The 18,399-nt window shown below is 59.0% G+C and carries 17 protein-coding genes; 8 read left to right on the plus strand and 9 right to left on the minus strand.

What is annotated here, in order from left to right:
- Positions 1-76: 76 nt before the first annotated feature.
- On the minus strand, positions 77-328 hold the full coding sequence (locus tag RBH22_RS13390) for a type II toxin-antitoxin system HicA family toxin (RefSeq protein WP_306677799.1): 252 nt from the start codon (positions 326-328) through the stop codon (positions 77-79).
- The gene (locus RBH22_RS13395; RefSeq protein ID WP_306677800.1) at positions 329-598 is read right to left on the minus strand and encodes a type II toxin-antitoxin system HicB family antitoxin; all 270 of its coding nucleotides are present in this window, start codon (positions 596-598) and stop codon (positions 329-331) included. It abuts the gene before it with no gap.
- 767 nt (positions 599-1,365) lie between these two features.
- Here RBH22_RS13395 and RBH22_RS13400 point away from each other — a divergent pair.
- From RBH22_RS13400 to RBH22_RS13410, 3 genes are all read left to right on the plus strand, one after another.
- Positions 1,366-2,472, plus strand: coding sequence for an IS630 family transposase (locus RBH22_RS13400; protein ID WP_306677850.1), 1,107 nt, complete (start codon positions 1,366-1,368; stop codon positions 2,470-2,472).
- A gap of 77 nt (positions 2,473-2,549) precedes the next feature.
- Positions 2,550-3,548 carry an IS110 family transposase gene (locus RBH22_RS13405; RefSeq protein WP_306677801.1) on the plus strand — a complete coding sequence of 333 codons (999 nt, stop codon included), beginning with the start codon at positions 2,550-2,552 and terminating at the stop codon, positions 3,546-3,548.
- Between the two features lie 1,066 nt (positions 3,549-4,614).
- Complete coding sequence (locus RBH22_RS13410; RefSeq protein ID WP_306677802.1) at positions 4,615-5,166, plus strand: hypothetical protein; 552 nt, start codon at positions 4,615-4,617, stop codon at positions 5,164-5,166.
- 16 nt (positions 5,167-5,182) lie between these two features.
- On the opposite strand, the gene RBH22_RS13415 is transcribed toward RBH22_RS13410, so the two are convergent.
- The gene (locus tag RBH22_RS13415) at positions 5,183-5,689 is read right to left on the minus strand and encodes a MarR family transcriptional regulator (protein WP_306677803.1); all 507 of its coding nucleotides are present in this window, start codon (positions 5,687-5,689) and stop codon (positions 5,183-5,185) included.
- Between the two features lie 145 nt (positions 5,690-5,834).
- Between RBH22_RS13415 and RBH22_RS13420 the strand changes: the two genes are divergently transcribed.
- From RBH22_RS13420 to RBH22_RS13440, 5 genes are all read left to right on the plus strand, one after another.
- Entirely contained in the window at positions 5,835-6,188 is a 354-nt protein-coding gene (locus tag RBH22_RS13420; protein WP_306677804.1) for a winged helix-turn-helix domain-containing protein, read from the plus strand.
- 142 nt (positions 6,189-6,330) lie between these two features.
- A complete protein-coding gene (locus tag RBH22_RS13425) occupies positions 6,331-6,711 on the plus strand; it encodes a hypothetical protein (RefSeq protein WP_306677805.1) in 381 nt (126 codons plus the stop codon).
- A 251-nt stretch (positions 6,712-6,962) separates the two neighbouring features.
- Positions 6,963-8,315: a hypothetical protein gene (locus RBH22_RS13430; RefSeq protein ID WP_306677806.1), complete on the plus strand. Its 1,353-nt coding sequence runs from the start codon at positions 6,963-6,965 to the stop codon at positions 8,313-8,315.
- A gap of 757 nt (positions 8,316-9,072) precedes the next feature.
- Complete coding sequence (locus tag RBH22_RS13435) at positions 9,073-10,770, plus strand: ATP-binding protein (RefSeq protein WP_306677807.1); 1,698 nt, start codon at positions 9,073-9,075, stop codon at positions 10,768-10,770.
- Positions 10,771-10,901: 131 nt separating this feature from the next.
- Positions 10,902-11,912, plus strand: a complete 1,011-nt coding sequence (locus RBH22_RS13440; protein WP_306677808.1) for an NADP-dependent oxidoreductase — start codon at positions 10,902-10,904, stop codon at positions 11,910-11,912.
- 51 nt (positions 11,913-11,963) lie between these two features.
- Here the strand turns inward: RBH22_RS13440 and RBH22_RS13445 are convergent, their stop codons facing one another.
- The 6 genes from RBH22_RS13445 to RBH22_RS13470 all read right to left on the minus strand — a co-directional run bounded on the left by RBH22_RS13445 (position 11,964) and on the right by RBH22_RS13470 (position 17,717).
- Positions 11,964-12,245: a DUF2892 domain-containing protein gene (locus RBH22_RS13445; RefSeq protein WP_306677809.1), complete on the minus strand. Its 282-nt coding sequence runs from the start codon at positions 12,243-12,245 to the stop codon at positions 11,964-11,966.
- 89 nt (positions 12,246-12,334) lie between these two features.
- Complete coding sequence (locus RBH22_RS13450; RefSeq protein ID WP_306677810.1) at positions 12,335-13,279, minus strand: hypothetical protein; 945 nt, start codon at positions 13,277-13,279, stop codon at positions 12,335-12,337.
- 632 nt (positions 13,280-13,911) lie between these two features.
- Complete coding sequence (locus tag RBH22_RS13455; RefSeq protein WP_306677811.1) at positions 13,912-15,354, minus strand: NAD(P)(+) transhydrogenase (Re/Si-specific) subunit beta; 1,443 nt, start codon at positions 15,352-15,354, stop codon at positions 13,912-13,914.
- A 3-nt stretch (positions 15,355-15,357) separates the two neighbouring features.
- Complete coding sequence (locus tag RBH22_RS13460; RefSeq protein WP_121570560.1) at positions 15,358-15,639, minus strand: NAD(P) transhydrogenase subunit alpha; 282 nt, start codon at positions 15,637-15,639, stop codon at positions 15,358-15,360.
- A gap of 19 nt (positions 15,640-15,658) precedes the next feature.
- Positions 15,659-16,885: an NAD(P) transhydrogenase subunit alpha gene (locus tag RBH22_RS13465; RefSeq protein WP_306677813.1), complete on the minus strand. Its 1,227-nt coding sequence runs from the start codon at positions 16,883-16,885 to the stop codon at positions 15,659-15,661.
- Positions 16,886-16,940: 55 nt separating this feature from the next.
- On the minus strand, positions 16,941-17,717 hold the full coding sequence (locus RBH22_RS13470; protein WP_306677814.1) for a glucose 1-dehydrogenase: 777 nt from the start codon (positions 17,715-17,717) through the stop codon (positions 16,941-16,943).
- Positions 17,718-18,399: the final 682 nt, after the last annotated feature.

The raw sequence follows: 18,399 nt of genomic DNA on the forward strand, positions 1-18,399 counted from the left end.
AGCAAATCGGCGGATGCACGACTGGTTACCAGACTTCTTGTATGACAGCCACAGAGAGTGGTCTATTGCAACCGTCCTACGAATTTCGGTCAATCCAAGAACAGAAGTCGTCAAAATTCTGCGCACCTGCATCTTCGGCAATCGCTCGAAGAGTTCCGATTCGGAGTTCCTCGTGGAGTGGCACAGTTACCTGTCGTCGGTCTGCTTCATTCGTCGGGTGCGCGTAGTACAGTTGAGCGTGATCACCAGTCGTTCGACGCCACTCGAATCCACCAACGTTGACTAGGACTTTGACCACCTCTCGTCCGGAGAATGTCCGTCTCCCCATCTATTTCAGGACGTCCGGAGGTTCCTGATCGCCCGTCGTATTATCCTCTGGGTCGATTCCCATCTCTTTGAGTTCCGCGTCTGTCGGTTCGTGTCCAGCTGCGCCCGTACGAAGGGCAACAGCGTCATCGAGGTTTTCCAGTGCCGCAGATCGTGACGGACCCTGTGTCGTCACTCCTGTTTCGACATCTTTTGCGATCCATCCGTCGTCCTCACGCCAGAGACGGATCTCATCCTTGTGATCGTCGCCGTCCCGCGTTGAGGTTGCCATTACGAATGGTATACGTGATGGACGGAATAAGTATTTGGTTCAGGCCAGTTCGGAGTCTCTGACGCAGACGCTACATTATTAGAAATCTGTCCGCCGGCAATCCCGATGAGAGACAACAGATGGATGTCTCGCAGTCTTCGATCAAGGTACCGCTCTGTTGCTCGTCACCTCGTTGGCCCGTATCGCCTCTGGTCTGAACAGACCGTACCTCGCCTCATCTCTCCATCAGACCCCATGATTCCAACGGGGACCCCCGTTCTATACTAGTTATTTTTTGCCGTAACGGATGTGCTATCTTCGATAGAGCGTTTCTCGGACGCGGAAATTCGGGTGTGCGGCAATATTTCACCAATAGGGATCTGTTACGTCATCTCCTCAGTTTGCCGTAATCCCTCACCTCAGGAGCTTGCGGCAAATCTTCATCGAGCAATACGAAGAGAACTACAGGCTCCCGCCACGGCAGTCGGGTGAGTAATCACCCACGTTTGTCAGTGGACATCAAGACAGATATCATATTCTCATCCCGTTTCCGAATCTGTTCTCCATAAGCACTCAGTACATCCTCTGTACTGATTCGATGGAAATTCTGCTATTCCCAGCGAGCGTGAAACAAGTATGGGGCGCAAGAGACCGAGAATCGCTCCGTGCCACAGAGCACGTTGTACTGATTGGTCCGAGTGCGTAAGAAGCCGAATTCTGGGCGCTACAGCCCGGCTGCCGCGCTAGTGGTTAGGGGAAGTTATGGAGGTGGCGTCCGATATGAGAGTATGTCTGAAGATCGCCGCAAAGAGATCGTCCGTCACCTCAGTGAGGACGATCTCAACCGACTCCTAGCGGAGTCGACTGATGAGAAACTCACTGAGCGGCTGATCTTCATCAAGCGTCTCTACAAGGGAGCGACGCTGGAGGACGCTGCCGACGATGTCGGCAGGTCCTCCGGGACAGGAACACGCTGGGCCCGCCGGTGGAACGAAGGTGGTCTCGGTCTCTTGATGCCGAACTTCGGGGGCGGCAGGCCCCCGAAGCTCGGCGAGGACCAACGCGAACGCCTCTTGGAACTCCTTCGTGACGGCCAGCCGTGGAAGAAACAAGAAATACAGCACCTCATCAACGAAGAATTCGACGTAGAATTTCACCCGGTCTACCTGAGTGCCTTCCTCGATAAGCTCGGTCTTTCCTACGCAATTCCGCGGACTAAGCGCCCATCACGCGCGGAGAACGCTGAAGAGGTTCTCGACGAACGCGTCGCTGACGCGTTCGACGAGGAACCTGACGACGCTCCGCACAACAAACGCGACGGAGACGAAGAGAAAGGCTGGGTCGTTGACGAGGAAATCCGGACGGACGGCGGAACCGTCCTTGGATTTCTCGACACATCCCATCCGCAGCCGTGGGATAACTCACAGCGACTCTACACCGTGGATGATCCCCACATTACTCGACCGCTGGTGAAGTTAGACGAACCAGCGGTCGGGTTCTATGCACTCAACGGCCACAGCGTCGTCAGCTTCCCTGAAGATCAGACGAAAGAGCGGATCTGCGAGTGTCTCGAAGGGGTCCGCGAGCAGAATCCGGGCCAGCGGATTCTGCTCGTCTTGGACAACTTCTCTTCGCACGTGTGCGAGCACACACGTAGGCGAGCCCACCAACTCGGCATCAGTCTCGTGTTTCTCCCGGTTGGCTCTCCGGATCTCAACCCAATCGAGCAGGTCTGGAAGAGCCTCAAGTGGGAAGCATCACCGCTAATTGTGGAGAGCGCGGCAGAATACCGCGCTCTCCTCACTGAGCTCTTTGAGCAACTTACAACTCAGCTGAGTTTCGCAGCCTCGTGGATCGACAAGTATCTCGGCGGATACCTCCAGAAGTTACGCTAGGTACTACCCGCGGCAGCCGGGAAAGCCCGTATAGGTGACTCTCTGTTTCACGCACCAGCGTCCCGGAGTGACAAGCTATGTATCTTGGAATTGACATCCACAAACGGTACGCGCAAGTGGCAGTAATGAACGAAGCTGGAGAGCTCGTCGAAGAGGTTCGCGTCGAAAACGCGAACCTCGACGACCTCGCCCAGCGATACGCTGGAGCTAAAGCCGCTATTGAGGCCACCAGCAATTACTACCACATCTACGACACGCTGTCGGAGCAGCTGGACGTAACCGTCGCTCACCCGAAGAAGCTGAATCTAATCGCTGACACGGACAAGAAGACTGATCGCGTCGATGCCAAAGAGTTGGCGCGGATGGTTCGGTTGAATTCGGTGCCGGAAAGTTACGTTCCAACCGATGAGATCAGGGAAGCCCGCGCACTCGTGCGCGGGCGACAGAAGTTGGTCGAGAACCGTACCGAGTACGCGAACAAGATCCACGGACTGCTGTCGGATCACGGCATCACCCAGAAAGTGAAGCCGCTGAGTGTGAAGGGGCGAGAGTTCCTGCGGGAACTCTCGCTCCCGACACCGTGGGATACGTTGTTGGAATCGTACATAGAGATGATCGAGACGCTGACCGACGAGATCGCACAACTCGATGAAGCGATCGAAGAGCGAGCTGGGTCTCTGAAGGAGACCCAGCTCTTGATGTCGATTCCTGGCGTAAGTTACTACTCAGCGTTGATGATCTACGCCGAGTTGGGCGAGATCGACCGGTTTGACCGGGACAAAGAAGCCGTGAGTTACGTGGGATTGAACCCGGTGATACGCGAGTCTGGCGACTCGCGTTTCGAAGGGGGAATCTCGAAACGCGGATCAGGACGTGTTCGATGGATCCTCGTCCAGTGTGCGCAGACAGCAGTTCATACCTGTAACGACGAGTATCTGAGCAGTTTCTACGATCGGTTAGCAGGGAAAAAGGGTTCACAGAAGGCAATCGTCGCAACGGCCCGGAAGCTGCTCGTGTCAATATACCATATGCTCGACAGAGATGAGGTGTACGATCCACCGGGGGTGAGTTCCTGAGCACCGCCGAATCGGCGGTGCTCAGAGGCTGGCAGAGCCAGCGTGAGCGACAGCTATAGATAATCACGTTCCGACCGCCTGTCGGCTGGTTCCTCAGCTATCTCTTCGCTGTGTGTCGGTTTTCCGTCGATTATACCGATCTACGACCCGTCCGTCCAAACAACTATACTCTCGGCGGTGGATTGCCCGGTTAGCAGAATTTCCATAGGTGAGAGATTCCCGGGGTGAGAATTCTCTTCTATGACTGCCTGACACGAACCAATCGTCGGAAAAGTACTTGTCGCGGCCGCATCGTCATTGCGTAATGCGCCCTCCAGTATCCCGTCGCGAACTATTGGCTGTGAGTTCTCTCGCCGGTGTGAGCTGTCTCGCCGGCTGTCAAGGGTGGCCGACTCCTAAGCGTGCGAGGACAGCGACTGGCACCGACACTGACGGCGACGACAACTCCCTCGGGCTCGCGTACTCAACGAGTCGTGGATCGTTTCCGAGCGAGGAGGACTCCCACAGCGGGTGGGTCCACATCGTGAGCGACGGCGAGTCAGCGGATTTGACGTTTGATGTACGGTTCTGTAGTGCGTTGGGAGAAGTCGAACCGGAACTGACCCATTCGAACTCGAATGAGTTCGTCTTACGATTCAACGTCACGGCTGGATTCAGGAGTGAAACGTCGTCCAGTGGACAGACCGAAGAATCGCAATGCAGTGCTGTAACTCACCTTGTCGGTGGAGCCAATGTGCCGAGTGACTGGGAAACGCTCATTGTCGCGGTGAACGGTGTCGAAATCCAACGGATCGAGCGGTCGGGAACGATGCCAGAACTTCGGCCACTCCCGGATCCAGTGCGCCCCCGATAGACGTCGCCAGTATTGGTCGCTATTCGTCTTTTGTGTGCTATGGGTGGGATCTGAGACTGCTACATTCACCTCTTCTCCTCGACGGATCTTGCGTCAATCTCGTTCTTTTGGATATGGACACTCCACTTTGGGTTGTTCAGAGATCTGAAGCGGAGGCATATGACGGCCTATTTACAGGGACTTTATTTCTTCGCAGTTTCAGTGTTTCACACAATGGCCACCTACGAGGCATTTGATGAGAATGTCGAAGTCAACGGGAAGACGGTACTGACTGTTATTGAAGAAGCGATGGGGAAGTTCTCAGCGCACTATCGGCAACACGCAATCAACGCGCTTGCCGAGGAAGGAATCACTGACCCGACTCCTGATGAATGGTATCCGCAGCAGGCGTGGCTGAACGCCTTCGAGACCATTGCGACAGACCTGGAACCGCACATATTGGATCGACTTGGAGCACAAATCCCGGAGGTGGCCGATTGGCCCACTGCTATCGAGACGATTTCGGAAGGCCTTCGCTCGATCGACGACGCATATCAGCGGAATCACCGTGGCGGCGACATTGGATACTACCAGTTCTCCCGAACCGACGATCAATCAGGTGAGGTCGTCTGTTATAATCCGTACCCGTGCCCGTTCGACCGCGGACTCATCCGCGGTGTCGCCCAACAGTATGCGACTGTCGATGAGTTCGTCTTCATCGAAGAGACGGGTGACGCTTGCCGCCGAGAAGGAGCCGATGCGTGCACCTACACCGTCCACTGGTGAGAGCTGCGTGATCTCTTTACTCGTAGGCTTCGAGTGCTTCACGGAGTTCTGACACCGATAACCCAGATGTGAGCGCGACGATTTCTTGCAGATCTTCGTAAGTGTCACGGAGGTCTTGAATGCGTTCTGCCTCGTGACCTCCCCTCTCGGCTGGAAGTTGCCTTTCAGCCCGTTGCAACGTGCGAAGTGACGCCTGGATCTCCCGGTCAATGTACTGCTGGAAGACATCCTGAATGATAAACCAGACCTCGCGCTCGGCCTCGAAGCGAACACGCCGACCGCCTCCATCTGACGATCGACGATGAATAAGGCCGAGCCGGCTCAACTTGCGAGTCACGTTACTGACCGTGGATTTGGCATAGCCGGTCGCTTCAACGAGAGTCGGGATCGAGAGCGGCTCTTCAGCGAAATATAAAACGCCGTAGATGCGGCCGGCGCTTCGGCTCAGTCCGTATACTTCCGCAGACTGCTCCATCGACTCGATAACGCGCTCACGCGCTTGGGCGACGTCCTCGCTACTCATAGATCAATAGTGGCTCCGGTACGGTGCTGGATACGCCGGGAAGACATATCTCGCTATTGTAGTTCGTTAGTGTTAAGTTGTTTGATTCGTTTGTTCGAGATGAACCGAACAAAGTGAACGAGTAAGCCGATACACACCATCCACTATGTCAAGCGCCTTTCCACGGCAATCGTCAGTTGAACACGTCCCCGACAAGCGGACTGATGTCGTGGTTCCAGACGGGGAGTCAGTAGAGATACTCCAAGCCATATCCTCAGAAACTGCTCAAGCAATCATCTGCCGCCTCGAAACGGAGCCACTAACCGCATCAGATGTCGCTGAAGCGGTGGATACATCCATCCAAAACGTTAGGTATCATCTCTCCCGGCTTTCGGAGGCTGGATTGGTCGAAGGTGTTGATACGTGGTACTCTGAAAAGGGCAGAGAGATGACTGTCTACGCCCTCACGACTGAGGAACTCGTCGTGCAGTTCGGGAGTCGTGACGTAAGGAGTCGTTGACCTGCCCGATCTGTGGCGCGTAGTTTTCCACCCGGCATACCAACTTTTCCTCGAACGAGAGATACGACTAGCGATGGATAGTGAGCCCCTTGTATCAAGCGGACGCCCCGCAAGAAGATGGGCGCTCTGCGCAGGCAGCTATATGTTCATCTGTGCAACAGTGGTGGGTCTCGTCCTTTCCGACATACTCTCGCTATTCACAGAAGTGATTAGCCTCTCGACAGCGTACTGGCCGATCATCGTAGCAAGCCCAGCGTTCGTGATCGGAGCAGTCGTCTGGTGGGTGATCGTCGAACGGCGAGCGCTGTACACGTATTTCCCCGGGGCCCTCTTCGGCCTCACCACGGCGTTGGTCACGGGGATTCTGTGGACGACTCAATTTATTCGGGTCTGGGGCTTCGAGATGGTACTGGTGCCTGAAGTCGCATTACTCATCGCGATCGTCCTCGGGGTTGCTGCCATCGCTGGAGTATTCACGTCGGTTCCGCTGATGTACGCACGGCGTCGGTCTTCATCGAGCTGACGAGCGTCAGTGTGAGATATGCACAGCGCGCTTTCTGTGCTAAGCGAGCCACCACTCACACGGCCAACTGCCTCAGAGTCAAGTGGTTCGAGACGGTTTTGACATCTCATCACACAGAGTAGAGGCCTTTCGTTCTATCCGTGGTCTGCGACGTGCTGAGCCTTTTTTCCGAACTGTTCGAACGTTTCATCGAGGAGTTCGTGGGCCCCCGAGGACAGCGCATATATTTCTCGCTCCTCAATCACGGGAAGATGCCCTCCAGACGCGACTTCCTCCTCGGTGTTGGCGGCGTGGCCGGTTCGGTCCCCCTCGCCAACACGACCACTGCTTCAGCCGCCGCGACCACCGCTCCAACACGCACCTGGACGCGCACCTACGCCCCAGCAACGGCCGTCACGAATGAGGGGCGTGCGCTCGTTCGTGACATCGTCCCGATGACAAACGGCGTCGCACTCGTCGGCCTCGCTGGTGGTTCTGACCACTATCACGGCTGGATTGGACGCGTGGACGCAGCGGGCCGTTCACGCTGGCATTTCCTCGATGAGACGGGACAGAGTACACTCCTCGCGGGGACTCCATCGAGGGACGACGCCGATGGAATCGTTGCCGCCGGCGGTACCAACCTCACAGCGAGTCACCTAGCACCCAGACACGCTGATCCGTACGCTCTTCGCGTCGGAGCAGACGGCGACGTCTCGTGGACACACACCTATCAGCCAAGTGCAGCAGATGGACGAGCGACCGCAATAGCAAACGTGACTGATGGATACGTCGTCTCCGGCAACGAGACTGTCGGGAACGACGAGCGACTGTGGGCAGCCCACCTCGACTCTCACGGCACTCGTAGCTGGACGTGGCACAGCGAGCGCGCGGGCAGCGTCAACGCGATAACTAGCGTCCCGGGGGGTGTCATCATTGCTGGCTCGACCGGGCCAGTAGGCGCCGATTCGCCTGCCCCCAGTGGTCGACAGGAGGTCGCCTGGATCGGCAAACTCACCAACAGCGGGAGCCTCACTTGGCAGTGGCACGTCGATCACAACGCGGGAGAGCGCATCGAAGACCTAGCGCCCGCCCCGAACGGAGGCGTGGTCGCCGTCGGGCGCCGTGGCTTCAGTGCTGACGATCGGGGTGTCGGTTGGCTGGTCGCGCTCGATAGCGACGGACAGAAAAGCTGGGAGCAGACCTACCCACAGGACGGATGGAACTGGCACCACGGCATTGCGTCGGTCGACACCGGGTACGTTCTCGTGGGGACGCGGGCGGCGGAGCCAGACACGGATGCCGACGCTCGCGGTGCGTGGCTACTTCGCGTCGATGCCGAGGGACAGGTCGTCTGGGAGCACCAGGCCGAGCCCGGGACCGGGGGGTTCGCTGTTCAGCCCCTCGAAGACGGTGGCCTGCTCGTCGGTGGCGCAGCGTCTACCGATGGACACGCGGGTGAAGTAGCCTGGTTGGCGAAGGTCGGCGGTGATCCTACATCAGGAACGACAGCAGAGGACGTCCTTTCTCTACCCACACTCCCAGACTGGACGACGCCGTTGGTCGCCGGCACTGTTATCGGTGCGCTCGGGGCACGTGCTGTGGCGTCCTGGCGGCAGTCGTAGGGGTTTTTCAGCCACTTCTGGGCAGAAAGCCTATACTAGACGCATCAAGAACACGAGATATGCCAACCTGCAACAACTGTGATGGGTTCGTCACACAGCGCTACGTGAACGTGTTCGCCCCCGGAGACGCGGAGACGGTTCGTGTCTGCCCAAACTGTGAAGATCTCGTCCGAGATGGCAACGGTGTACGGGAAGCACGAAGCAAGCGGAAGTAAATGGTTCGAGAAATATTCGGGTATGCCATCGAACGGTAGGTGAAAGAGGACATTGTCGAATCCACCCCGTCTATAGAGTGACCTGGGCAAGTTCCGAGCGGACTCGGAAGGAGTAGCATTATCGAAAGCAGTGGTGTCGGGATGCAAGCCCGGCAATATACCGAGCAACCAGGTAGTGGGGCTCGGATCTGTCCCTTTCGGGACATTCTCTAGGCTGTTTTCCACACGGGAATCATTTTCTGTTTCACTCGGCGTAATGTCAACAAGTGGTAACAATCTGACTCCGTTTCCCGCCTCTGATCAAGTCCATCCACAGCTACGGCCCCCAGCGGCGGCTTGAAGGTCCCCCTCTGTTTCTTTCCCGGCTCGTTGAGTGGGGGTCGTCGGAACACCTGCCCTTCTGTCAACTACTGAGAAAGAAAGCACTGGGTGTCGCTCCCTGCACCTAGAGAGATACAAACTATTATCGCGGATGAGATATGTGAGGGAAGTGTGATAGAGTTGCAAAACGCCACAGCTCTCACGAAGGCAGGTACGTGTCTGTGAACCTGCTCTTTCTGGGACACGTTCTGGCGTTCGTACTTGCCGCTCTCGGATGTTTTGTGAGCCTCAAGCGTGTCCAAGCTATTGCGCACGATGGGACCCGCCGTGGACTTACGGTGTTTCTCCTCACCAGTGGGCTTTGGGCTGGGGCGAATCTCGGATATCTTGTCGCTGCTTCCCCACTAGCAAAACGGGCGTTCTACGTGTTTGGACTCGTCGTAGGACTCATCGCCGTCGCCGCGTGGTTGTCCTTCTGTGCTGCGTACACGGGGCGCTCACCGCGGCAACTGCCGTACGCCAGACTCGTGAGCGGTATCATTCTCGTACTCATCGCGGTGAAGCTCACCAACCCACTCCATCACCTGTATTTCACCGCTGCGATGGTTGCGACACCGTTCCCTCATCTCGAAATCCAGCACGGAATTATGCATTGGACTGTGCTCGGTCTCGCGTATGCGCTGTCCTTTGTCGGGTTCTATATGCTACTTGAACATTTCCACTATGCTGGAACGGACACGCGCCCGCTTGCCGTGTTGGTTATGCTGACCGCACTGCCAGTCGGTGCGAACATCATCGGGGTGACGAGTCCGTGGTTGCTTGCGATAACGTACGAGCCAATTGGCGTTGCAACTTTCGCGCTCGGCGTCGTCTTCGTCTATTTCGACCGGTTTCAGAGAGCACATCGTGCAGGCGAAATCGACGATGCGGTTCTCTTCCTCGACCAAGACAACCAAATCCGCGACTATAATCAGACCGCCTGTGATCTGTTTCCCCAATTATCCGGTACGACCGGGAAGTCACTGGAGACGGTACTCCCGATGATCGACGGAAACGAAACACCTCCTGAAACAGTCACGCTCACCCGTGACGGAGACACGAAATACTATCGTATCGCGTCAGCGCCGTTTATTGCTGGCAACTCAGAAACTGGCCGTTCAATTGTGATTTCTGACGTTTCCGAGGCGGAGCAATATCGTCGGGACCTCGAACGGAAAACAGAACAACTCGAAGTGCTGAACCGCATTGTTCGCCACGACATTCGAAACGATATGACTGTTATTCGCGGCTGGGCGGAAACACTCGAAGGGCGTGTCGATGACGAGGGACGAGACGCGCTCGAACGAGTGCTTCGGGCTGCTGATCATACGATGAAACTGACAAAAGATGCGCGTGATTACATCGAAGCGATTGCTGGCGAGCAGCAGCCGGAATTGAAATCCGTTACACTCCGAAGCCACCTCAAAGCGGAGGTCGACACAGCCCAAGAGTCCCATCCTGACGCGGAGATTCAGATCAGCGGGAATATCCCAGCAGTCGGGGTCTGTGCAACCGAGATGCTACCGTCGGTGTTTCGCAATCTCCTCAGCAATGCCGTACAGCACAACGACAAGGCCACCGCTAAAATAACGGTGCGCGTCGAGGAACGAGACGAGTCAGCCGTCGTTCAGATTGCAGACAACGGCCCTGGGATTCCGGACAAGCAAAAAGAAGCGATCTTTGGGAAGGGAGAGAAAGGTCTGGAGAGTGAAGGAAGCGGCATTGGGCTGTATCTCGTGCAGACGCTGGTCGAACAATTTAATGGAGCAGTCCGGGTGGAGGATAACGACCCTGAGGGCGCAGTGTTCACGATCGAGTTGCAAAAAGCCGAGGAACGTCCAACAGAGACAGAACCGTCACAGAGAAATCCGGCACTGTGACAGCATCCTGCGCCTGATCACAAGCCGAGTCCTGAATGATTTTGGCTGTTTCAGCGCCTCAACTGCTCGAAGTTAGCAGATAAGCATACCGCGTTCCGAAGTCTTTTTGATGCAACGAGTAAATCGTTGGTGTGGCAAATACAAACCGCAGTTGGTACTTCGCAGAGCGACCAGCAGGTGAACCAGACGCGGACTGCTTCGAGCTCAGAGAAGAGAACGTACCAGAGCCGGGCGACGGTGAGCTGCTCGTCCGTGTCGAGTACCTCTCCGTCGATCCGTATATGCGCGGCCGGATGCGCGACAGCGAATCGTACGCGGAGCCGTGGGACGTCGGAGACGTCCTCAAAGGCGGTGTCGTCGGCGAAGTCGTCGAAAGCAACAGTGCACAGTTCGACGAAGGCGACTTCGTGACCGGTGAGGGCACGTGGGCAGACTACAGCGTGCTCGATGCGGGTGACGTCGCTCCCGTCGACCCCGAGGTCGCTGACCTGCCGGCCTATCTCGGCGTCCTCGGAATGCCGGGTCGGACGGCGTACTTCGGGTTGCTCGACGTCGGCGAGCCCAAGCCCGGCGATACCGTCGTCGTCTCGGGGGCAGCCGGCGCAGTTGGATCGGTTGTCGGACAAATCGCGAAGCTGAACGGCTGCCGCGTCGTCGGATTCGCCGGGTCCGACGAGAAGACGCGCTGGCTCACAGACGATCTCGGATTCGACGCCGCGATCAACTACAAAGAGACCGACGATTACGGAGCCGCGCTGGACGACGCCGCACCCGAGGGCGTCGACGTCTACTTCGACAACGTCGGCGGACCGATTACGGATGCTGTATTCACGAAACTGAACCTCGATGCTCGCGTGGCCGTTTGCGGACAGATCGCGCACTACAACGACGAGAGTGTGCCGACAGGACCGCGAAAGCTGCCCCTGCTCATCGCACCGCGCGCGAAAGTCCAGGGTCTGCTCGTCGGCGATTACGCGACTCGATTTGGGGAAGCGACCGAACAGCTCGCAGCGTGGGTGGCGAGCGGGGAAATCGACCATCGTGAATCAGTCGTTGAGGGCTTAGAGAACGCACCGGATGCGTTCCTCGGGCTGTTCTCTGGCGACAACATCGGGAAGCAGGTCGTCCGAGTGGCTGAGTGAGCTCCCCACGGCGAAAAATTGGACGTCCTGGTGTGAGTCGAAGTCGTGGTCTCAGATCGACTTCCGCGACTCAATAGGCTCGTCGGTGTCAGTCGAGCGTTCGGGTCGATAGGTGTTGAGCCCGAGCACGCGGTTGAGGACGCACTGTTGGGTGGCTCCGGTGATGATGAACACGAGGCTGAGTACACCGAACAGGGCGGCGACAACTCCCGTCGAGAGCGGACCGAAGCCTAAGCTGAGATACCCAGCAAGGGCAGCCAGCGAGATGATACCAAGGACTGGCCCGAGGACGAGGCGAGCGATGCGATCGTAACCGCCGACATTCTTTTCCATATTGATCACATCATATTGGCGCTCTGAGGAGATAAGCGTATCTGGCCGTCCCGAACCCTGCAGGGAGTCCGTAGCAAGCGCAACCGAAATCAGTAGGTCATCAAATCGAAGAACAGCGCCTTCGCGCGCGATTCGAGACTTCGGTCGACAGGCCCAATCGGCCGGCGAGCGGTTGCAACTCCGTATTGATCGAATTCGGTCTCGATACGATACGTCAGCGACTTCTCGACCGCACCCTCCCAGAGGTCGACGACGAGGGCTCGGTTGTCGACGATACGCCGGAGCCGCCCCGTCTTCCTGTTCAGCGTCACTTCGATCCAGCAGTCACCGAATTCTGAAATGGGCGCGAACAGGAGCGGAACGACCTGTGCGTACGCGTCCGGTCCGGAAACGCGGTACGTGACCGTTCCATCTCTCTCCGCAGTTTTCGTCCAGTCAGTCCGGTGCGGGCGGACGAAATCGCCGCGGACCGCTCTGGCAGCGTCATCGTCGTCGGCGACGACGTCGGTTCCGCTGTCGCCTTTCGAGATGCGCACCCGCCCGTCTTCCGGCGTCGGCGCATCGAAGTCATACAGCATCGTCCCGTCGGTCACGTACAGCACGTTGGTCAACGGGAGGTCGTAGCTGTCGCTGTAGACCCGGTTGTAGTGAAACAGCGCCCACAGTAGCTGGTGCGGCGTGACGAACTCCCTGTCCGCCTCGTCCGCGATGCTGTCATTCCGGGTCAACGGGGCTGCAAACGTCGTCAAGGTGTGGAGGTGCCGTCGTCGGGAGTGTTCGTGCCACTGTCTGCGCACGTCGAGATCGTACGGTGCCTCGCTGGTCCAGTCCTCCAGCACTCGCACCCTCGTGGTGGCCCGGTGATCGACGGCGTGGCGGTGTCGAGCCGCCGCAACGATGCGCTCGCGCGGCGCATCACCTGTTGGGAGCGCCGGGTCGTAGGGACGAACGTCAGCGACTCGAAGACTGCCGTAGCCCGTAGCTGCGCCGAGGATCGCCGTACCTGCACCGGCGAGCAACGTACGGCGGTTCATTCGCTCGCCTCCGGTGTGGTTGTCCCCGGTCGCCAGACGGCGACCGCTCTCGAGGTATTCCGTTCGGGCGCGACCCAGACCATGCGGGTCATCGCTGGTTCAGGAATCTCGTGAGTCAGTGTCGCTCCCGGCGCAAGCGGGAACGCCGCAGCCGAGTCCGTGCTATCGCGATCGACCCACACGGTCTCGGTGTCGTCAGCGTCGGGGGTGACGACAGACAAGCGACTCGTGTTCTCGGCCGTGACACGGTTGCCGCGGTCAAACGTCACGGTCAGTGCTGACCGATCGGGATTCCAGTCGAACGAAACGAAGACATTCGGTCCACTAGTCGGGTAAGGGTCCGTCGAGGGACTGCTCGGTGCGAGTGAGCACCCAGCAAGGGCAGGGACGAGTGTCGTGAGGAGGGCACGTCGATGCACGAAGTGGCTTTCGGCAACGAGACCTAAAGATAGCTTGGGAATCGGATTCGTCCATCGGAGTTCTCGGGCCGTGCGACCACGTGTTCCTACTCCGCACCGCTTCAGTCAGATACAGCCACCGAGATAGGAGTATATGTGCAGTAGTCGTTTTTCCGAAACACCGAAGGCCTCGAAGCGAGCCCGAAACCGGAGCCGTAAGCGGCGAGGTGAACGTCACCTGTGGGTGTCCTTGTACTCCGTGACGAGCGCCTGCATCGCCTCTCGCGCATCCCCGAACAGCATATACGTGTTGTCGTACGTGAACAGCGGGTTCGGGATCCCAGCGTAGCCGGGGCTGAGGCTGCGCTTGTTCACGATTACCGTCTGAGCGTCCCAGACGTGGAGAACAGGCATACCCGCGATGGGACTCGACGTCTCCGAGAGGGCACTCGGATTCACCACGTCGTTTGCGCCTGTAACGATGACGACGTCGGTCTGGGAGAACATCGGGTTGACCGCTTCCAGTTCCGCCATCTGTTCGTACGGGACGTTCGCCTCAGCGAGGAGGACGTTCATATGACCGGGCATCCGACCGGCCACCGGGTGAACGCCGAAGATCACTTCGACATCGTTCGCCTCCAGAAGCGCCGCGAGTTCGGCGACGGCGTGCTGGGCCTTTCCAACAGCCATCCCGTAGCCGGGGACGATGACCACGCGTCGGGCGACGTCGAGCAACATCGCCACCTCCTCGGGAGAGGTCGACATCACGTTCCCCGTGTAGATATCCGCGACGTCGCCACTTGGCTCATCGGCGCTGTACCCGCCGAAAAGGACGTTCGTGAGCGTCCGGTTCATCGATTCGCACATAATGAATGTGAGAATCAGACCGGAGGCGCCGACGAGTGTCCCGGCGACGATGAGGACGCTGTTGTCGAGCGCAAACCCGGTCGCAGCGGCTGCCAGCCCGGAGCAGGCGTTCAACAGCGCGATGACGACCGGCATATCCGCACCGCCGATGGGGACGACCAGCAGGATGCCCAGTATCGACGCGGCTGCGACCAACACCCAGTACGATGGTACCCACGTTGCCGCCGAAAGCACGCTTATCCCAATCTGCGTGACGAGCGCCACGCCCGCAAGGACGGCGAGGCCGAAGAAGGCGGCCTTGAGTGTATTCTCACCTGGGTAGTGGATGGGGTCCTCGACGTATCCCTGGAGCTTCCCGGCAGCCACGAGACTGCCCCAGAACGTGACACCGCCGATGAGCCCGGTGGCGGCCGCTGCCGTCGTCGTCTCGACTGGAGCTACTGTCGGCCCCGACGGCCCAAAGAGGTCGACGAGTTCCGCGCCGGCCACGAGTGCTGAGGCGCCCCCGCCGAAGCCGTTGAATAGGCCGACGAGCTGGGGCATATCCGTCGTGTCGACAGTGACCGCGAGCCAGCTGCCGATCGCCGCGCCGACGAGAAGACCGGCGAACAGAACCATCGGTGAGAGGATCTCGAACCAGAGGACGGTGACACCGACTGCGACGACCATCCCGGCCGCCGAGAATATATTCCCCCGGCGTGCTGTCCGGGGGTGTGTCAGCTGTCGGAGCCCGTGGATGAACAGGACCGCAGCGGCGAGGTACGCGAGCGAGAGGGCCGCCGGCGGGAGCCCGGCCGCGATTCCCGGCACAGATCAGTCCTCCCGGCCTCGGAAGCGTCGGAGCATCCGGTGGCTCACCAGGTAGCCGCCGACGACGTTCGTCGTCGCCATCACGACGGCGAGAAAGCCCAACACCGTCGCGAGCGTCGACTGGCCCGCTCCCGCGACGACGACCGAGCCAATGAGCGTGATGCCGGAGATGGCGTTCGTCCCCGAGATGAGCGGCGTATGCAACGTGGCCGGGATCTTCGTGATCACCTCGTAGCCGACGAACGCGGCGAGGACGAACAGCGTCAGATTCTCGACGAACCCCATTCACCACCACTCCCGTGTTTCAGGCATCGGTTTCTCCGTCAATTGGCTCCTGGTCGGTGCTGTCACTGGCATCGGTACTGTCTGTGTCGGCAGGACTCGACGGCGGGTTCGGCTCACTGCGACGGTGTGGGGAACGGACCGCGCCCTCGTGGGTGAGGAGTGTGGCGTCGATTATTTCGTCTGTCGTGTCGGTGGCGATAGTTCCCTCCCGGAGAACGTGCTCCAAGAAGTTGGTGACGTTGTTCGCGAAGAGTCGACTGGCTGTCTGAGGGACGGAACTCGGGAGGTTCGTCGGCCCGAAGATAGTGACGTCACCGTATTCGACCGTCTCGTCGGGACGTGTCGGCTCGCAATTCCCCCCGCCTTCGGCCGCGAGGTCGACGACGACAGAACCAGGCGCCATCCCATCGAGCATCGCCTCGGTCACGAGCGTCGGGGCGGGCCGACCCGGGACCGCCGCCGAGGTGATGACGACGTCCGCCGCGCCGACAGCGCTAGTCATCGCTTCACGTTGCTTCCGATAGAACTCGGGGTCCTGTTCTCTGGCGTATCCGCCCGCAGTGGCGGAATCAGACGTTTCGAGATCAAGCGCTACGAAATCCGCCCCGAGACTCTCGACCTCCTCTTTGACGGCGGGTCTGATGTCGTAGGCTCGGACCCGAGCGCCGAGGCGTTTCGCGGTCGCGATCGCCTGCAATCCCGCGACACCCGCACCGACGACGAAAACCGAGGCGGGCGAGATAGTCCCGGCCGCGGTCATCTGCATCGGAAAGAGCTTCGGCAGTTCGTCTGCCGCCATAACGGCGGCCTTGTACCCCCCGAGACTCGCCATCGACGTGAGCACGTCCATCGCTTGGGCCCGACCCGTCCGAGGGAGGAGTTCGAGCGAAAACAGCGTGAGTTGTCTTTCGGCGAGCACCTCGAGTATCGCGTCGTCGACGGCGTACGGCCCGAGCATCCCGATAACTGTCTGTCCTTCGCGGTACGGGTCCAGTTCGCCGTCGGGACGGCTACCGAGACCACGGACCTGAAGGATGACCTCAGCACGCTCGAACACTGCTGTCCGGTCGGCGAGCACTTCACAGCCGACCGCCGCGTACTCGTCGTCGCTCCAGTTGCTCCCCGCTCCGACACCTTCGGCAACGAGGACCTCGATGCCACGATCGACAAGCTTGCGCGCAACCGGTGGAACGAGCGCGACGCGGGTCTCGCCCGTGACCGTCTCTCCGGGGACACCGACCTTCATCGGCTGCAACCCGTGCGAGCGGCGGCTGCCGATCCGCGGCTCTGAGCTGAGTCACTCATCGCCAGCTCGTCCACCCGCCATCGACGACGAGGGATTCGCCGGTCACGTACCCTGCCAGGTCGCTCGCGAGGAAGACCGCCGCACCGGCGACATCTTCGGGCTGGCCGTACCGGCCGAGCGGGACCATTTGGGTGAACTGCTCGGCCCCCGCCGCCGCCGCTTCCGAATCGGTCGGTTCCCCACCGATCATCGTCTGGATAGCGCCGGGATGGATGGCGTTGACACGGATTCCGTGCTCGCCGAGTTCGTGCGCGAGTGAATACGTCAGCAACGTCAACCCGCCCTTGGACGTGGCGTACGTGGGCCAGTTTCCGTTCCCGAACAGCCCCGCAATACTCGAGATGTTGATGATGGAGCCACTTCCACGGTCGCGGAGCCGTGCTGCGGCGACCTGGGACCCAAAGTACGCCCCCTTCGTGTTGATATCCATCAGCTGCTGGTACTCCGCCTCAGTCACGTCAAGAAAATCCTCGGCGTGCCAAATACCGGCGTTGTTCACCCATATGTCGAGACCGCCGAACTCCGCGGCTGCATCGGCAGCGGCCTCGAGGTCGTCGGTATTTGTGACGTCGCACTCCACGAACGTCGCGGCCGCGTCGGTCTCGTCTGCCAGCAGTTCGTGCGTCGGCGGCCCACTCTCTTTCGGGTCCTCACGAACGTCGGCGACCACGACCGCACTCGCGCCGTGGTCGGCGAACTCACGTGCGATTCCACGCCCGATCCCAGAACTACCACCGGTGACCACCGCGGTCTTTCCATCGAGGAGTGTCATATCCGATTTGACCTCCGAGAATACTCGTGTCGGAATAGTATAATTATAGACGACGTAACCCTCCCTCAGAACCAGTTGTGAACTCGGAGGGACGGCACCACGCCAAGTGAGTGGCTCACGGAGACAAAAAGGAGGGCTTACAGACAAGCCAACGGTGTTCAGACGTGGAGTACTGCCGGAAGGGAAAGTGGGGTGGAGTAAAGAACCGGTTGTGCCTCTGACCCACCCGCAATTGAACCAATAGCGGGGATGGTTGTAAATCTATTGAACACTATTTCACAAATGGGTATATTCCCTGACTCTGGTCCACCCGTAGGATTATCGATCGGTTTTCGTACTCATCTCCGAGATGAGTAGCCACTATTCGGCGCGCGTGGGACGATATCGCCGTCAGTGATCGAATAACTGAACTCCACGAGTAGCGACCGGCCGAACTTTGCTCGTATAGGGGCATCCTATTGTAGCGTTTGTAACCGATTATACAACCGATCGTGCGACTACGTGCGGTTGGGTGAGCAAACGCTACTGTAGAATGTCACCGCTACACGGATGAACGGCGTATCCGACCGCGCGGACGGTGGCGACGACTCCCAGCGTCGGTAAGACGGACACCACCCTGAGCTACGCAGGCGGACGTGCGAATCCGAAGGCGAGTGAATCGTCAGACTACGATGATCATTAT

The organism is Halobellus sp. H-GB7, from assembly GCF_030848585.1.
GTDB classification, from domain to species: Archaea; Halobacteriota; Halobacteria; order Halobacteriales; family Haloferacaceae; genus Haloquadratum; species Haloquadratum inordinatus.

What these genes read in the sequence shown, in the direction of transcription:
- RBH22_RS13390 (WP_306677799.1), bottom strand. Translation starts at nt 328, where the DNA reads ATGGGGAGACGGACATTCTCCGGACGAGAGGTGGTCAAAGTCCTAGTC.
- RBH22_RS13395 (WP_306677800.1), bottom strand. Translation starts at nt 598, where the DNA reads ATGGCAACCTCAACGCGGGACGGCGACGATCACAAGGATGAGATCCGT.
- RBH22_RS13400 (WP_306677850.1), top strand. Translation starts at nt 1,366, where the DNA reads ATGTCTGAAGATCGCCGCAAAGAGATCGTCCGTCACCTCAGTGAGGAC.
- RBH22_RS13405 (WP_306677801.1), top strand. Translation starts at nt 2,550, where the DNA reads ATGTATCTTGGAATTGACATCCACAAACGGTACGCGCAAGTGGCAGTA.
- RBH22_RS13410 (WP_306677802.1), top strand. Translation starts at nt 4,615, where the DNA reads ATGGCCACCTACGAGGCATTTGATGAGAATGTCGAAGTCAACGGGAAG.
- RBH22_RS13415 (WP_306677803.1), bottom strand. Translation starts at nt 5,689, where the DNA reads ATGAGTAGCGAGGACGTCGCCCAAGCGCGTGAGCGCGTTATCGAGTCG.
- RBH22_RS13420 (WP_306677804.1), top strand. Translation starts at nt 5,835, where the DNA reads ATGTCAAGCGCCTTTCCACGGCAATCGTCAGTTGAACACGTCCCCGAC.
- RBH22_RS13425 (WP_306677805.1), top strand. Translation starts at nt 6,331, where the DNA reads ATGTTCATCTGTGCAACAGTGGTGGGTCTCGTCCTTTCCGACATACTC.
- RBH22_RS13430 (WP_306677806.1), top strand. Translation starts at nt 6,963, where the DNA reads ATGCCCTCCAGACGCGACTTCCTCCTCGGTGTTGGCGGCGTGGCCGGT.
- RBH22_RS13445 (WP_306677809.1), bottom strand. Translation starts at nt 12,245, where the DNA reads ATGGAAAAGAATGTCGGCGGTTACGATCGCATCGCTCGCCTCGTCCTC.
- RBH22_RS13450 (WP_306677810.1), bottom strand. Translation starts at nt 13,279, where the DNA reads ATGAACCGCCGTACGTTGCTCGCCGGTGCAGGTACGGCGATCCTCGGC.
- RBH22_RS13460 (WP_121570560.1), bottom strand. Translation starts at nt 15,639, where the DNA reads ATGGGGTTCGTCGAGAATCTGACGCTGTTCGTCCTCGCCGCGTTCGTC.
- RBH22_RS13465 (WP_306677813.1), bottom strand. Translation starts at nt 16,885, where the DNA reads ATGAAGGTCGGTGTCCCCGGAGAGACGGTCACGGGCGAGACCCGCGTC.
- RBH22_RS13470 (WP_306677814.1), bottom strand. Translation starts at nt 17,717, where the DNA reads ATGACACTCCTCGATGGAAAGACCGCGGTGGTCACCGGTGGTAGTTCT.